Here is a 15,415-nt window from a genome sequence, read left to right as displayed (position 1 = left end):
GCGAAACAGGCGGGAGCACACGCCGGTACGGCGTGAAGGGGGGCGGACTCGCGTCCAGGAGGCGCAAACCCCAGATCGAGGCAGACGGCGCACGACCGTGCCGCCGCACGCCCTCAGGCCGCCGCATGCCCCGGGTGCACGGGTGCACGGGTGAACAGGTGGACACGCGCACCGGGCGCCGGACCGGCACCTGATGGTGGTCCGGCGGATCACGGATTGCCGGGACCGCGGGACCAGCGGGACTCGCCCTGCAGACGTGTGACGTACCCGATTGAGGAATCCAGGTAACGGTTAGTCATCCGCAAGGCCGAGGCGGAGATGCGCGGCTGCTGTACGGGACGAGGGAGCACGGTGCATGCCTTTCCGCGAGAGTGAAGAGCGTCTGGCGCGCAAGGCTCGCCACGCAGCTGAACGCGGATTCCATCGACTGGATGAACGACTGCCCGCAGCCGATGCGGGGAAGCTGCTGCGCAAGGCTTTCCCGGACCACTGGGCTTTCCTGCTGGGCGAACTGGCGCTCTACAGCCTGATCGTGCTTGTCCTCACCGGCATTTTCCTGACGCTGTTCTTCGACCCGATCATGGCGGAGAGCACCTATCACGGCTCGTACGTCCCGTTGCGCGGCACCCGCATGACCCAGGCCTACGCCTCCACGCTGAGGCTGAGCTTCGATGTGCGGGGCGGGCTGCTGATCCGGCAGATCCACCATTGGGCGGCTTTGACGTTCGTCGCGTCCATCGGGGTGCACATGCTGCGGATCTTCTTCACCGGTGCCTTCCGCCGACCACGCGAGGGCAATTGGGTCATCGGGGTGACACTGTTTCTGCTCGCGCTGCTGGAGGGGTTCTGCGGCTACTCACTGCCCGACGATCTGCTCTCCGGTACCGGGTTGCGTACCGCGGACACCATCATGGGATCCATCCCGGTCGTGGGCACGTACCTGTCCTTCTTCGCCTTTGGCGGCGAATTTCCAGGGCATGACATCATTCCGCGCCTCTACACGGTCCACATCCTGCTGGTGCCCGGCATTCTCATCGCCATGGTGACGGCACATCTCATCCTCGTGGTCTTCCTCAAACACACACAGTGGCGCGGTCCGGGAAAGCTGAACAGGAGCGTCACGGGGCAGCCGATGGTGCCTCAGTGGATCACTAAGTCGACCGGCCTGCTCTTCATCCTCTTCGGATGCACGGCCGTCCTCGGCGCGGTGGCCCAGATCAATCCGATCTGGAATTATGGCCCCTTCCGCGCGGACCAGGTCTCCACCGGCGCTCAACCCGACTGGTACGTGGGATTCCTGGAAGGCGCGTTGCGGCTGATGCCCCCATGGGAGACCCAGCTGTGGGGCCACAGCATCATGTGGAACGTGTTCCTGCCCGCCGTCGTACTGCCAGGACTGTTGTTCATGGCTCTCTACCTTTACCCCTTCTTCGAACGATGGCTGACCGCCGACCACGGCGAACACCATCTGTGCGACCGGCCGCGTGAACGGCACACCCGAACTGGCCTGGGAGTGGCCGCCCTCGTGTGCTACGCGGTCCTACTCCTGGCCGGCGGCAACGACATCATCGCCTTCGGCTTCGAACTGTCGCTGAACACCCTGACGTGGATTTTCCGGGTGGCGGTCGTGACTGCGCCGCCGCTGTCGTTCCTCATCACCAAACGGATCTGTCTGGCACTGCAGCGGCGTGAACGGGAGAGGCTCATCGAGGGCGACGAAACGGGCCTGGTGAGCCAGTCGGTTTACGGCGGTCTGGCCGAAGGGCGAAAGGCATTGGCCCACCAGGAGCAGTTCACGCTGCTCGCACGGTCGAACCCGGCACCCTCGGGACTCGGGGCCGGGGCGGACCGGCGTTCCGTGGTGCCGGAGGCGCTGCCTCGGCGCGAACGTCTGCGGGCGATGTTGGGCCGCTGGTACTACCGCGACCAGGTGGAAATGCCGGCAACTGCGGAACAGCAAGAAAAAATCGCTGCCCTGAACGCACCGCCGCGCGACTCAAGGTGACCACGCACCCGCCGGCTCACCACAGCAGCAGTGCCCTTGCCTCGCAGCTCACCCGACCCGCGGTCCACAGCACCTCAGCTGTCGCGGTTTCCGTACTGAAACACAAAACCGAAGACGCCCGCGGCCAGCACCCCGATGCCCATCAGGAACAGCCACGCCCCGTAGATCACGCCGAGCGCAGCGACCGTGAATCCCACAGCGGTAAGCATCGGGTAGATGCTGTGCGGCGGAAAGAAGTCCAGGGGGCCGGAGCGATCTTGCACCTCGGCCTCCTTGCGGTCCTCGGGGCGGAGGCCGCGCCTGCGGTACTGCATGAAAAGGAAGAAACAGACCAGCGACGCCATGATGCAGGCGACGATCAGCGCAGCGGTCCCTGCCGGCTCGCTGTCCGACCACCACGCGTAACCCACAGCGGTCCCACCGAAAAAGAGCGCCACGCCGCCGAAAAGATATGTCTCGATTTTCATGGGCTCACTCGCTCAGGGGGTCAGGAGTGGGCTTGTCGTCCGTTCGCCCGCCGCCAGCCGGGCTCAGGGCGACTCCGCCCGTTCCGAACTCCGGGTGATGCAGGTCGAAGGCAGGGGAGTCGGAGCGTACTCGCGGCAAGGTGTGGAAGTTGTGGCGTGGCGGCGGACAGGATGTCGCCCACTCAAGAGATCGACCGAAGCCCCAGGGGTCGTCCATTTCCACTTTGGCGGCATAGCGGCGGGTGCGCCAGACATTGAACAGGAACGGCAGCGTAGAGGCCCCCAGAAGGAATGAGCTGGCGGAGGAAATTGTGTTCAACGTGGTGAAGCCATCCGTGCTCAGGTAGTTTGCATAGCGGCGAGGCATTCCCATCTCGCCCAGCCAGTGCTGTACCAGAAAAGTTCCCTGGAACCCCGTGAACAACATCCAGAAATGCACCCTGCCCAGTCTCTCGTCGAGCATTCTTCCGGTCCACTTGGGCCACCAGAAATAGAACCCCGCAAACATTGCGAAAGCGACCGTGCCGAACAGAACGTAATGCAGATGAGCGACAATGAAATAGCTGTCGGTGACGTGAAAGTCCAGCGGTGGAGAGGCAATGAGTACGCCGCTCAGCCCACCCAGCAGGAATGACACCAAAAATCCGATGCTCCAGAGCATGGGTGTTTCGAACGAGAGGCTGCCGCCCCACATGGTGCCGATCCAGTTGAAGAATTTAACCCCGGTCGGCACAGCAATAAGGAATGACATAACGGAGAAGAAGGGCAAGAGCACGGCCCCGGTCGCGAACATATGGTGCGCCCAGACCGAAGCGGAAAGCATCGTGATGGAAATGGTTGCACCTACCATGCCGACATACCCGAAGACGGGCTTACGGCTGAACACCGGAATGATTTCGGTAATGACCCCGAAGAACGGCAGGGCGACGATATAAACTTCGGGATGCCCGAAAAACCAGAACATGTGCTGCCATAGCACGGCGCCACCGTATGCGGCGTCGAAGACATGAGCCCCGAATTTACGGTCCGCTTCCAGGACGAGGAGCGCGGCGGTCAGCACCGGAAAAGCCAGGAGGGCAAGAATGGAGGTGAACAGTACATTCCAGGTGAAGATCGGCATACGGAACATCGTCATGCCTGGTGCCCGTAGACAGACAATGGTTGCGACGAAATTTACCGCCCCCAAAATCGTGCTGAGCCCGGCAACCACCAGGCCCATGGTCCACAAGTCTGCTCCCTTGCCGGGAGAGAAGACCGGTCCGTTGAGCGGTGCATAGGCGAACCAGCCGAACGACGCGGCGCCACCGGGAACCAGGAACCCGGAAACCACCATGAGCCCACCGAGCAGAAAAACCCAGTAAGTAAAGGCATTCAGCCGGGGGAAAGCCACATCCGGGGATCCGATCTGGAGCGGCATCACCGCATTGGCGAAGCCCGCGAACATCGGTGTCGCGAACAGCAGCATCATGATGGTGCCGTGCACGGTGAAAAGCTGGTTGTACTGCTCATTGGACACGATCTGTAGGCCCGGACGCATCAGTTCTGCTCGCATCAGCATGGCCAGCGTTCCGCCGAGCAAGAAAAATCCAAAGGCGGTCACCATGTACATGTTGCCGATGACCTTATGGTCCGTAGTGGTGATCCAGTGCACCATCATCCGGCCGGGAACGGAGCGGTCTTTCTGTTGTTCCCCGCTATGGACGGCTCGCTCAAGCTGCGCCATCGGACTCCCTGTTCCTTGCGGGGCAGCGTATATGACAATAACTCTCCATCGCCCCTTATGGTGCCTACCTAATACCATGCCGACGACACGGCGGGCTCTTCCCGACATCATTGAGAGGGTATTTTTGCGCGCTTTCACGTCGAGCGGCGTAAACCATTGTCCGGTGGGTTGCCCGCCCCTACTGTTCGAGCCGATGGGTGTTCTACCCCGCCCCGGCCGTGGGCGACGTTCCGGCTCGCCGTGTCCCTCGGGACGGTGTACCGGCGAAGCCTGGGATGCGGCTCCAGGAATCGGAGCGACCGTGTCCGTTGTCGTCGTCCACGTCAATACCGGTTGAAAGCAAGGGAGTTGGCCGGCGGAAGATCACATCCCAGGATCGGACGCGGTCGCTCACTCCCCGGGCGCCCCGCCGCGCGGATCGGCCGTGCCGTCGGCCGGTGGCGAGGGCGGCCGGCCGGTGAAGGCACGCAGGGCCAGCTCGATCCTGACTTCCTCGCTGTCCAGGACCGACTGCAGCCGGCGCAGGACGATGTCGTCAATGGTGCGCTGGTCGCGCAGGCGGATCAGGGCGCTGCGTTTGACGCCGATCAGGGCGCGGCGCAGTTCCAGCCCGGCCCGCACGCCGGGCCCGGTGGCGTCGGACGGTTCCGCGTCCTCAGTGGCGTACTCGTGCAGTTCGCTCAGGATGGCGTTGGCGGTCTCCGGTGGTGCGTCCAGGCGTTCGGCGAGGTCGGGAAGCGCCTCCATCGCGGCGGTGACGATCTGGCGATGTGCGCGGCGCTCCTCGGTGGTCTCGATGGCATCGCCGTGGAGCCCGGACCAGCGGACCACCGCGGGCATGGTCGTCCCCTGGACGACCAGCGTGACCAGGATGACGGCCACTGCGGTGAACACCAGCAGGCCGTGTCCCCCAAGCGGCCGGCCCGCGGCCGTGGTGGTCGGGACAGCGAGGGCGGCCGCCAGCGACACGGCCCCGCGCACCCCGCTCCAGGCGACGGGGAACCGTTCCCGGGCTCCGGAGCGCAGCGTGCGCTGGACCGGGCGGCGGTCGACGACGCGGAGGAGGTAGGGCACCGAGTACAGCCACAGCAGGCGAGCGGCGATCACCACGCCGCCGACCAGCAACGCGGTGACCACGGCGTGTCCCAGGGAGACGGCGCTGATCGCGCTCACGATGGCGGGTGTCTGGATGCCCACCAGGACGAACAGGGCACTGTTGAGGATGAAGGTGCTCACCTCCCAGAAGCCGTTGATCTGCACTCTGGCGCCCGCATTAGGCACCGCCTTCCCGATGGGGCAGGCACCCCTTTCCCTGGTGGTTCAGCCCTGGGCGAGTTCGGCCAGGGCGTCGAGACGGGTAGGCGTCCAGCCGAGCTCGCGGCGCGCCCGGTCGCCGCTGAACTGCTGGTCGAGGGCGAATGCCTCGGCGATCGGGCCCATCCGCCGTACGGCCTCCTCGAGGGTCAGCGACTCGATCCGGTCCGGGCATCCGGCGGCGTGGCTGAGGGCCCGGGTGACGTCTGCCAGCGGAAGGTTCTGGCCGCTGACCCCGGCGTAAACGGAACCGGCCGGGGCGTTCAGGGCCAGGACGTATAGCTCGGCGATGTCGTCGACGTGGACCAGCGCCCAGTGGTTGGAGCCGTCCCCGATGCAGGGCACGGCACCTGCGGTGCGCCCCGGCTCGACGAAGAACGACTGAGCCAGTCCGCCGGAGCGGCCGTAGACCAGCCCTGGCATCACCACCACCGGGTGCTCTCCGGTGGCGGCGCGGGCGAGCACCCGCTTCTCGTTCTCCAGCCGCCAAGCGGTGATGCGCGGCGGGCTCAGCGCGGCGTCCTCGTCGGCGACCCCGTCGGTGTCTCCGTACACCCACACCCCGCCCGTGTGCACATAGGGACCGCTTCCCACGCCGTCCTGCAGCGCCTCCGCCGCTGCGCGGTCGACGTCCGCGGTGCCCTCGGCGTAGTCCACCCCGACGTGGATGACCCCGTCGGCCCGGCGGGCCGCCTCATGGAGGACATCGGTGTCGGTGAGCGCCCCTGCAACCGGGGTGGCACCAAGGTCCGACACGGTGCGTGCCGCGTGCACGCTGCGCGCCAGCGCCGTCACGCCGATGCCGTGCCCGGCCAGTGCCCGGATGGTGGAGCGGCCGATGTAGCCGGAGCCGCCTGTGATGAAGATCTGCATCGCTCTCACGGTCCTTGTCGATAGCGGCCGAGGATTCCGCCGCTCCTCCACCCTGGCCCCGTGCCGCGGCAGGCGTCCAAGACCTCTTCCGTCAGCGGTGATGCCCCCAGAGCATCAGTGCTGGGTAGCGGCGATGTCGGCGAACTCCGGGAGCAGGGGGGAGCGACGGCCGGCGCTCCAGGCAAGGCAGACCTCGTTGGGGCCGATGTCGTCGATGGGCACATGCTCGACATCGGTATGGGTGTAATAGACCGCGGTGGACAGCGGAAGGACGAGGACGCCCCCGGACGTCGCGACGTGTTCCAGCTTCTCCTCGACGGTGGCGAACGAGGGCCGCGGCCCGGCCTCCTCGCCGCCGGTCCGCTCGGGGAGGTCACGCCACTCGGGGACGGCGTCGGGGTCCTGCAGCAGCCGCTCGGGCGCCAGATCAGCGATAACGATGGACTCCTTGCCCGCCAGCCGGTGGTCCGCCGGCAGTACGGCGACGCGGGGCTCCCGGAAGAGCGGGCGCAGCTCCAGGCCGCGATGGTCAACGGGCAGCCGCACGAAGCTCACGTCGAGAAGGCCCTCGTGCACGCCCTGGACCTGGTCACCCCAGGAAGTGCGCATCACCTGCACACTCAGCTCGGGATGCCTGGCGGAGAAGGCGCGCACCGCGCCGGTCACGGTGATCCCGGGCATGAAGCCGACCGTGAACGCCGAAGATCCGTGGGCGGCCTGCTGGACCCGGTGGCACAGGGCCTGCGCGGTGGCCAGCAGGGGGCGCGCGTCCTCCAGCAGTTGATGGCCGGCGGCCGTCAGCTCGGTGGTCTGCTTGTTCCTGGTGAACAGCTGCGCGCGCAGCTCCTGCTCCAGCGCGCGGATCTGCCGGGACAGCACCGGTTGCGTGATGTGCAGCCGCCCCGCGGCCCGGCCGAAGTGCAACTCCTCGGCCACAGCCACGAAGTAGCGCATCTTGCGCAGATCGACATCCACGACATCTCCCACCGTGTAGACGCCATATCTCGCACCACGTAGACGCCATGCTCCAGCCTAGTTCGTCCGGACCGTGTCGTCGGGGAGATCAATTGAGCAGGTTTGGCCAACCGCTGAGCACCAGGTGGGGAAATGCGAAGAGCGCCATCGATGGAGAACGCAGGTGAGCAGATCAAGGTCTGGTTCCGGTTCGTTCCTCGCGAGGGATGCTCTCTGTCGGGGGCGTCAGCCGCGGCTGTGGTCGCTCGGCGGGTCGCTCAGGCGGTCGCCGTCCACTCGGGTTCCGGCCTGCTTGATCTGGCGGAAGACGGGACTGATCTCCATGCCTTCGACGCCGGGCAGGGTTCCGACGCGGTCGGTGGTGAACTCGAAGAGTCCGTCGAGGTCGTGGCAGTGGACGGCGGCGTGGAGGTTGTACGGTCCGGACACTGCGGCGGCGAATCCCACCTCGGGCATCTGCGCCATCGCCCGCCCGACAGTTTTGATCTTGGCTGGGTGAACTCGCATCCACAGGTTCGCTCGGGCTCGGAATCCCAGGGCCATCGGTGCGATCTCCACGTCGATGTGGACCACTCCGCTGGAGAGCAGTGCGTGCAGACGCCGTGACGCTCGGCCCGGGGTGAGGTCGGCAGCCGCTGCGAGGTCGACGAGACTGGCCCGTCCGTCGGCGGCGAGGGCCGCGAGCAGCTTCTCGTCATGGGCGCTGAGCTGCGACGGCTGATTCCGCACGACCGGCTTTTCGGTGAACGGCCTGTCGCCGGGCCCGAGGGCTGACTCCTGCTCGGGGGTCAGGGTTCCGGTGAGTGCGGCCCAGTAGTGCCCGCGTCCGCCGAGGAACTGGCGGAGTATCACCGACGCCTGTAGGTCGAGCACGGCGGCGGTGCGGGGGAGTCGGCGGCCGAGCAGGTCGTCGCGTTGCTCCTGTGATCGCGAGCGCACGGCGAAGGTGACCTCGGAGCCGGCAGCGCTCAGGGCGACCCAGCTGATGTCGTCGCGTTGCGCGAGTGCTTCGGCGATGGCCGTGACGCTGCCGGGCCGGCAGCGCAGGCGCACCATCCACCGGCTCTGCCCGAGCGCTCCCGGGTCGACTACCCCGATCACCCGGATCACCCCGGCACGCCGCATGCGGCGGTAGCGGCGGGCGACGGTCAGCTCGGAGAGCCCCAGGACCGTCGCCACGGTCGCGAATCCGACCCGTGGATCAACCTGAAGGGCACGAAGGATTCGCACATCATCAGGCTCCAAGGTGACGGAATCAGCGATCACCGGACGTGGCATAGCGGCAATCATACAGAAGGTGCCGTTTTCGGACCGTTGTGCAGCGCGCCTGGCCGAGGCTTGCACGAGCACGACGGAAAGAGCGCAGGATCCGTACATGGTTGCCGCTGGTAGCGGTGTGGAGGAGCGTGATGAGAGTCATCGCCATCGAAGAGCACTGGACCACCACGAAAATCGACCGGGCGCTGCGAGCGCGGCCGGCGGGGGCGCGAGACGAGAGCGTGGCGTTGAACGACCGAGGGGACATCCCCGCGCGTCTGCGCGACATCGGCAAGCAACGAGTTGAGGCGATGGACGCGGCGGGCATCGACGTCCAGATCCTCTCGATCGCCCCGCCGGGGACTCACGGGCTCCCGGCCCGCGAGGCGGTAGCGCTGAGCCGTGACGCGAACGACCGCGCCAGCGAGGCCGCCACTCGCTATCCGACCCGCCTGAGGGCAATGACGACGTTGCCGATGTCAGACCCGGACGCAGCGGTGGCCGAGCTCCAGCGAACCGCGGACGCGCCCGGCCACGTGGGGATCATGTCCTACGGCCGCAGCGGCGATCGCCCGCTGGATGACCCCGTCTACGACGAACTGCTCGCGACCGCCGCCGGCTTGGGGCGGCCCGTGTTCCTCCATCCTCAGATTCCCCCGAACGCGGTCCGAGAGGCGTCCTACCGCGGGTTTGACCCGACCATCGACCTCGCGCTGGCCACCTTCGGCTGGGGATGGCATATCGAGGCAGGACTTGCGGCGCTTCGCCTCATCGTGCGCGGCACCTTCGACCGCCACCCGGACCTGCAGATCGTCCTGGGTCACTGGGGCGAGATGCTCCTGTTCGCGCTTGACCGGATCGACAGCCTCTCCACTGTTGCAACCCACCTCGAGCGGCGAGTCGCCGAGTACTTCGCAACCAACATTCACATCGCGACCAGCGGCATGCTGACCCCACGTCTGCTCCGCCATGCGCTGGACTACACAAGCGTCGACCGCATCCTGCTCTCAGGGGACTATCCCTTCCACCGACTCGAAGCCGCGACCATCACCGACTTTCTGCAAACGCTTCCCGACCGCGACGATCAACAGAAGGTCGCCCACGCCAACGCCGAGTCGCTCTACGGCCTGGAACAGCCTCCCTCCGAGGCGGACGTCCAGGTGCCGGTGGGGCTTCAGGAGCAGTCATGAGTTCGGTCTCGGAGAACACCACCCTTCTCCTCATCGGCGCCTCTCGCGGCCTGGGCTACGCGATCGCCGCGGAATACATCGACCGGGGATCTCGTGTCGTGGCGACCGTCCGCGGTCCTGCCCGCACCGCCCTGCACGAGCTGCGAGACACCGCCGGCGGGCGGCTGGAGATCGAGCACCTGGACATCAACGCGCCTGAGCAGGTCCAAGCCCTCCGCGACCGGCTCGTTGCCCGCAGGTTCGATCTGCTCTTCGTCAACGCGGGCGTCACCAATCGTCCGGAGGAGACCACCGCGGACGTCACGACCGAGGAGTTCACCCGCCTGATGATCACCAACGCGCTGAGCCCGATGCGGGTCATCGAAACGCTCAGCGAGCTCATCGCCCCGAACGGCACCATCGCGATCATGTCCTCCGGCCAAGGCAGCATCACCCACAACGAACGCGGCGGCTTTGAGATCTATCGAGCCGGCAAATCCGCCCTCAACCAACTCATGCGCAGCTACGCCGCCCGTCACCACGACGACAACCGAACGCTGCTTCTGATGGCGCCTGGCTGGGTCAAGACCGAGCTCGGCGGCCCTAACGCTCGCCTCACCATCAGCGAGAGCATCCCCAACCTCGTCACGACCATCGACGCACAACGCGGCCGCGCCGGCCTGCAATACCTTGACTACCGCGGCCAGACCGTCGCCTGGTGAAAAACACGGCACCGAGCCGCGGCCCACCCAGCGCGGACCCGCTTACGATCGGGCCGGGCCCCAGCCCTTCCGCTTTGTCGCCCAACCACCCGGCGATCATTTCAGTTGCCGGCGCCGTTTGTTCCGGCCGATCCTGTCCACTTCGCGAGCGAGGAGGACGACGTGGGTTTGATCCTGTTCCCGGGAGACGAAGACACCAGCAGCCCGGACGTCGCCTGGTCCTACACCGGATTCGGTGCCTTCCGGGAACGGCTCGCACGGGCCGAGGGGTTTGTCCTCTCCGAGATGCGGGGATTCGGGGGCGGCCGTCCGTGGAGTGAGGTCTCCACCGTTCTGGAACCGCTCCTCGATCACCCGGACGTCGGTGGTGACGACCTCTCGACTGCCGAGTGCGCTGCGATGCTGCCCCGCCTGGAAGCGATCATCGGTCAATGGCAGCGGGAGCCCGACGAGCCGCTCCTCCAGCAGCACATCGAGGACGCCCAACAGCTGACGGTCGTCCTGCGCCTCTGTATGGACGAGGGCGTCGAGCTCATCTTCCTCTGACGTTGGAGTGCCGAGTCGGCCGAACCTCACCACAGCCGCAGTCAGCGGGTCAGCCGTTAGACGGGCGACGAATAGTCGGCGGCGTTCATCCGCCCGGAGCCCAGACCCTCCGTCCCTGGAGTCGTGCCCCGAGCTCGCACGACGCGGGCGTCGGCCGGCAGGAACGCGTCGGATGGTCACAGCGTGGGGTGGCGGCGGCCCGATGCCTTGGGGGCCTGGAGCGGCAGCACGGCGAGTGGCGATTACCTATGAGGGGCTTGCCTTCGGCAGGATGGGCGTCATGACCGAGATCCGCACCCCCCGCCTCCTGCTCCGCCGCTGGAATGACGACGACCTTGTGCCTTTGGCGGACATCAACGCGGACCCGCGGGTCATGCACTGGATCGACGACGGCTCGGTGCGCGACCTGGACGACACGGCAGAGGACATCGAGCGGTGGGAGGAGGAGTGGGACGACGAGGGCTTCGGCCTCTTCGCCGTCGAGCTGCTGGCCTCGGGCGAACTGGCGGGCTTCACGGGTCTGTCCGTGCCCGAATTCCTGCCGGAGGTAGCGCCCGCCGTGGCGATCAGCTGGCGGCTCGGCTCACAGTTCTGGGGCCAGGGATACGCGTCCGAAGCCGCCCAGGCCACGCTGGAGTTCGCGCTCCAGGACCGTGGCCTCGACCGCGTCATCAGCATCAGCCGGGCGGGTGACGACGCCTCCGAGAACGTCATCCGCAAGCTCGGCATGGTGCTGGAGCGCGAGACGACCCACCCGGTGTACGGCTTTCCGCTGCGCGTTCACGCCATTGATCTCACCGAGTTCGAGGCGTGAACCGGCAGAGTCGTCGGATCGTCACGAGACAGCCGAGCGCATCGTCCACCTCGGGCCGGACGACGGTCGCCACCACGGACAGCTGTGCTGGGAAGTCCTGGCACCCACCGGGTTGCTCGCGCCGCACTGCGGGCACGGCAAACACGGGCACCGTGGCCCACGGAGCCCGGGGCAGATGCAGTCTGCCCCGGGCAGGCGCATCCCTCCCCACGAGGTGTCGTCCTGGACACTGTGGCTCGACGGTGGCCATCGACGAGATCCCCAGCCTGCTGGCACTCGGCAACAGTCGCCGCTGCCCCACTAGCTCTCTACGCGGGGATATCGGAGTCCCACAGCTCGGTACGGCGATCCTCGACAAGAGCGCCGATACGGGTCAGGACCTTGGTGGCGGGGAGCGGATCCACGCAGTCTTCAGCTCGACCGGTCCGACATATCGGTAACTCCGCCCCGCGCACTCACGTCAGCCAACCTAGAGCACTTCCGACACGCCCGAGTAGTGCTTCGTTATGTGGTGTCGTAGGGCTGCCATGGGGTGTGTTGGTGGCAGGTGGGGCAGGTGCCGGTCCAGGTGGCCAGGTGGCCAGGTGGCCAGGTGGCCAGGAGGTGTTGGAGGAGGTCCAGGGCCTGGTAGAGGGGCAGACCCTGGCACGGCCCGCATGGTGGTTGTCGAGGAGCGGACTGACCTGGGGGCTCTGCAGGGACATTTCGCAACCGCCCATTTCCTGCATGCCAGGCAGGTCCTGGACCGTGTCCTGGTTGAGCCCATGACTGCGCGCACGCTGGTGGCCGCCCCCGCGGGGTGAAGATGCTGCCGGGCGCACACAGGGCACAATGCACCGAAAGACCCTGCGGACCAATGAGAACTACCGGGCGTAGTTTCCCCTGGTCCGCAGGGTTTTCACGGCAAAGCCGCAGGTCAGCCCCGCCCTCCCGCCATTCGACCCTCAAGTGGAAGACGGACGCGCCGCTGGTGGCGGTGTGCGGAGCCTGGGGCCGGCCAACCGCTTCGATTCCCTCCCCACAGTCTGAGCGCGAAGTTGAACTGCGGGACCTTTTCGTGTCAGACCCAAGAACCTGACACTCCCGCTTCAGGCTCGTCCGGCATGGGGCCGGCGTTCACCGTAGTCCGCGCGGTCGCAGTCCCGGAAGGTTCGTTTCTCTCCATGTCCGGTTTCGCTGTGGTTCCCTGTCTCCGTTCGATCATGCCCAGCGCCACCCCGACGATGATGATCACGCCACCCGTTACCTGGGCGAGCCGGACCGACTCCCCGTTGATCACGATGGCGCCGATGACGCCGAAGACCGGGACCAGGTTGAGGATGTTCACCGCGACGCTCGAAGCCATCCTGCGCAGGCCGTAGTTGTAGAGCAGGAAGCCGCCGACCGAGCATGCCACGGCCAGGTAGGCCAGCAGGATTGAGGCCGTTGCGCCCGGTATCCGCCAGTCGCCTGCCTCCAGTAGCGATGCGAGCACGAACCCGGCCGCGCCTGCCAGGGTCTGGTAGTAGGTGACGCTCGCGGCGTCCTGGCCGGCGCTCGCGCGCTTGCCCAGCACGTTGTAGCCGGCCCAGGCAAGACCGCCGAGCAGCAGCAGTACGTCCCCCAGCCAGCGTGAACTGCCGCCCACCTCGGCCCCGTTGCGTACGACGAGGAAGGCGCCGATGGTGGCGAGGAGCACCCCTGCCACCCTCGGCAGCGGCATCCGGGTACGGAAGGCGACCAGTTCCACCAGCATCGTCATCAGCGGGTATGTGGCCACGATCAGCGACGCATCGGAGGCCGTGGATAGATCGACGCCGACGTTCTCCAAGACGAAGTACACGGTGATGCCGAGGAATCCGCTCAGGTAGAGCTGCCGCCGCTGCCTGGCGTCCGGGCGGGCCGGGCGGCGTCGGCCCAGCCGGACCAGCACGCCGAGGAGTATTGCCGCGAGCGTGAATCTGACGGCGCCGATACTGAGCGGGCCGACATCGTCGAGGACCCGCTTGGTCACCGCGTACGAACTGCTCCACATCAGCGCGGCCGCCATGACGGCACACACCGCCCCCACCGTCGGTCCGCGTTCCCGCATCTCAAGTCGCCCCTATCCGCAGCCCATCGGCGCCGATCGCATCGTTACCGAATAAACGTCAGCCCATTAGGCTGGAGGCTAACAACATCATCGAGAATGATGTGAAGAGTCCGAATTACCTTCGGAATCCGGTGAGATGGGGGACGCGTGGACGAACTAGATTCGGCGCTGGTGCGCATGCTCCAGGAGGATGGTCGGCGTACCAACCGGGACATGGCCCAGGAACTCGGTATCGCCCCCTCCACCTGTCTGGAGCGCATCCGGGCGCTGCGCAGAAGCGGCGTCCTGACGGGATTCCACGCGGAGGTGGACCTCGCTGCGATCGACCGCGGGCTGCAGGCGGTGATCGCCGTTCGGGTCCGCCCGCCGACCCGTGCGGTGATCGAGTCCTTCCAGACCTTCCTGGAGCAGATGCCCGAGGTCATCTCACTCTTCGTCCTCACCGGGAACGACGACTTCCTCGTGCACGTCGCCGTCCGGGACACCGACCATCTGCACGCCGTGGTCCTGGACAAGCTGACGAAGCGCCCGGAACTAGCCGACGTACGGACATCGGTGGTCTACGGGCACATGCGCAGGAAGATCGTCGGCCCGACGTGACACCGGCGTGAACCTCGCCCATAGCGGGTCACCGGGATTAGGCCCTGTCCGGCGGATCATGTGGCTGTCGGGGTGGGGCGGGAGTTGGGGTTGACCTCAAGTCGAGTTGAGGTTCTAGGTTCGGGTGCACCGATGCCGACGTACCGGAGAGGAGCGACCATGAGAACGCTAGTGCTGGGAAGGACGCCCGCCAGGGTGACGGAGGTGCTGAGCGCGCTGCGCGCGGACGGCTTCGACACGGAGGGAGTGAGCACCGACGAGGAGGCCCGGAAGCTGTTGGAGACCGAGGAGTTCGGGGTGCTGATCATTGGCGGGGGTGTGGAGCCGGACTCCCGCGCAGCGATCAAGGAGTTCGCGGCAAAGCACCGGGTGCGGCGGGTGATCGACGGCGCGCTGACGGAGCCGTTCGACACTTACGTGCGGCGGGAGTTCGAGCCGCTGATCCGGGAGGCCGCCTCCCAGGGTGACGGCCATGGTCCGCCCGGGCATTGATCCAGGCGGACCCCTTTCACCCGCACAGCATCAGCGCAGCCCCGACCTGACGAAGCACTACTAGTGACCTGAGTCAGAGATTCGGTGGCAGTAGGCGGCGATTTTGTCGAGGATTTCGTCGGCTGTTTTCGTCCAGGTGAAGGGTCTGGGTTGCTCGTTCCAGTTGGCGAGCCAGGACCGGATGTCACGTTCGAGGGCCTGGACGGAGCGATGGACGCCGCGCTTGAGCTTCTTCTGTGTGAGTTCGGCGAACCACCGTTCCACCAGGTTCAGCCAGGATGCACTGGTTGGCGTGAAGTGCAGGTGGAAGCGTGGGTGTGTCAGCAGCCACTTCTTGATCTCCGGCGTCTTGTGGGTCGCGTAGTTGTCGAGAATCAGGTGGACCTG

Annotated in this window: 15 protein-coding genes; 7 read left to right on the top strand and 8 right to left on the bottom strand. The window is 66.4% G+C overall.

Annotation, left to right across the window (positions count from 1 at the left end; genetic code table 11):
• Nucleotides 1-355 precede the first annotated feature (355 nt).
• A complete protein-coding gene (gene qcrB, locus ACZ4S3_RS19465) occupies nt 356-2,005 on the top strand; it encodes a cytochrome bc1 complex cytochrome b subunit (protein WP_467935696.1) in 1,650 nt (549 codons plus the stop codon).
• A gap of 74 nt (nt 2,006-2,079) precedes the next feature.
• Here qcrB and ACZ4S3_RS19460 read toward each other — a convergent pair whose 3' ends face one another.
• From ACZ4S3_RS19460 to ACZ4S3_RS19435, 6 genes are all read right to left on the bottom strand, one after another.
• Nucleotides 2,080-2,472 (bottom strand): cytochrome c oxidase subunit 4, encoded by a 393-nt coding sequence (locus tag ACZ4S3_RS19460; protein ID WP_467935692.1) that lies wholly within the window; start codon nt 2,470-2,472, stop codon nt 2,080-2,082.
• A 4-nt stretch (nt 2,473-2,476) separates the two neighbouring features.
• Nucleotides 2,477-4,129: an aa3-type cytochrome oxidase subunit I gene (gene ctaD, locus ACZ4S3_RS19455; protein ID WP_467936448.1), complete on the bottom strand. Its 1,653-nt coding sequence runs from the start codon at nt 4,127-4,129 to the stop codon at nt 2,477-2,479.
• Between the two features lie 456 nt (nt 4,130-4,585).
• Entirely contained in the window at nt 4,586-5,476 is an 891-nt protein-coding gene (locus ACZ4S3_RS19450; protein ID WP_467935687.1) for a cation:proton antiporter domain-containing protein, read from the bottom strand.
• 39 nt (nt 5,477-5,515) lie between these two features.
• Entirely contained in the window at nt 5,516-6,382 is an 867-nt protein-coding gene (locus ACZ4S3_RS19445; protein ID WP_467935685.1) for an NAD-dependent epimerase/dehydratase family protein, read from the bottom strand.
• A gap of 114 nt (nt 6,383-6,496) precedes the next feature.
• The gene (locus tag ACZ4S3_RS19440) at nt 6,497-7,357 is read right to left on the bottom strand and encodes a LysR family transcriptional regulator (protein ID WP_467935681.1); all 861 of its coding nucleotides are present in this window, start codon (nt 7,355-7,357) and stop codon (nt 6,497-6,499) included.
• A gap of 225 nt (nt 7,358-7,582) precedes the next feature.
• Nucleotides 7,583-8,635 carry an Lrp/AsnC family transcriptional regulator gene (locus ACZ4S3_RS19435; RefSeq protein ID WP_467935677.1) on the bottom strand — a complete coding sequence of 351 codons (1,053 nt, stop codon included), beginning with the start codon at nt 8,633-8,635 and terminating at the stop codon, nt 7,583-7,585.
• A gap of 131 nt (nt 8,636-8,766) precedes the next feature.
• On the opposite strand from ACZ4S3_RS19435, the gene ACZ4S3_RS19430 reads away from it, so the two are divergent.
• From ACZ4S3_RS19430 to ACZ4S3_RS19415, 4 genes are all read left to right on the top strand, one after another.
• A complete protein-coding gene (locus tag ACZ4S3_RS19430; RefSeq protein WP_467935673.1) occupies nt 8,767-9,804 on the top strand; it encodes an amidohydrolase family protein in 1,038 nt (345 codons plus the stop codon).
• Nucleotides 9,801-10,505 (top strand): SDR family NAD(P)-dependent oxidoreductase, encoded by a 705-nt coding sequence (locus ACZ4S3_RS19425; protein WP_467935669.1) that lies wholly within the window; start codon nt 9,801-9,803, stop codon nt 10,503-10,505. Before ACZ4S3_RS19430 ends, ACZ4S3_RS19425 begins: the two co-directional genes overlap by 4 nt.
• Before the next feature lie 162 nt (nt 10,506-10,667).
• Nucleotides 10,668-11,051: a hypothetical protein gene (locus ACZ4S3_RS19420; protein WP_467935665.1), complete on the top strand. Its 384-nt coding sequence runs from the start codon at nt 10,668-10,670 to the stop codon at nt 11,049-11,051.
• A gap of 280 nt (nt 11,052-11,331) precedes the next feature.
• Entirely contained in the window at nt 11,332-11,865 is a 534-nt protein-coding gene (locus ACZ4S3_RS19415; protein ID WP_467935661.1) for a GNAT family N-acetyltransferase, read from the top strand.
• Between the two features lie 1,060 nt (nt 11,866-12,925).
• Here the strand turns inward: ACZ4S3_RS19415 and ACZ4S3_RS19410 are convergent.
• Nucleotides 12,926-13,936 carry a DMT family transporter gene (locus ACZ4S3_RS19410; protein WP_467935656.1) on the bottom strand — a complete coding sequence of 337 codons (1,011 nt, stop codon included), beginning with the start codon at nt 13,934-13,936 and terminating at the stop codon, nt 12,926-12,928.
• A 147-nt stretch (nt 13,937-14,083) separates the two neighbouring features.
• Here ACZ4S3_RS19410 and ACZ4S3_RS19405 point away from each other — a divergent pair, with 147 nt between their 5' ends.
• Together ACZ4S3_RS19405 and ACZ4S3_RS19400 are read left to right on the top strand one after the other, a co-directional pair.
• Nucleotides 14,084-14,536, top strand: coding sequence for an Lrp/AsnC family transcriptional regulator (locus tag ACZ4S3_RS19405; RefSeq protein WP_467935651.1), 453 nt, complete (start codon nt 14,084-14,086; stop codon nt 14,534-14,536).
• A gap of 159 nt (nt 14,537-14,695) precedes the next feature.
• Nucleotides 14,696-15,028 carry a hypothetical protein gene (locus ACZ4S3_RS19400; protein WP_467935646.1) on the top strand — a complete coding sequence of 111 codons (333 nt, stop codon included), beginning with the start codon at nt 14,696-14,698 and terminating at the stop codon, nt 15,026-15,028.
• Between the two features lie 60 nt (nt 15,029-15,088).
• On the opposite strand, the gene ACZ4S3_RS19395 is transcribed toward ACZ4S3_RS19400, so the two are convergent.
• Nucleotides 15,089-15,415, bottom strand: a 327-nt coding sequence (locus ACZ4S3_RS19395) for a transposase (RefSeq protein WP_467935642.1), incomplete at its 5' end; no start/stop codon positions are given.

The organism is Streptomyces sp. NPDC028368 (assembly GCF_055565615.1).
This window is presented reverse-complemented; position numbering and strand designations above follow the sequence as displayed.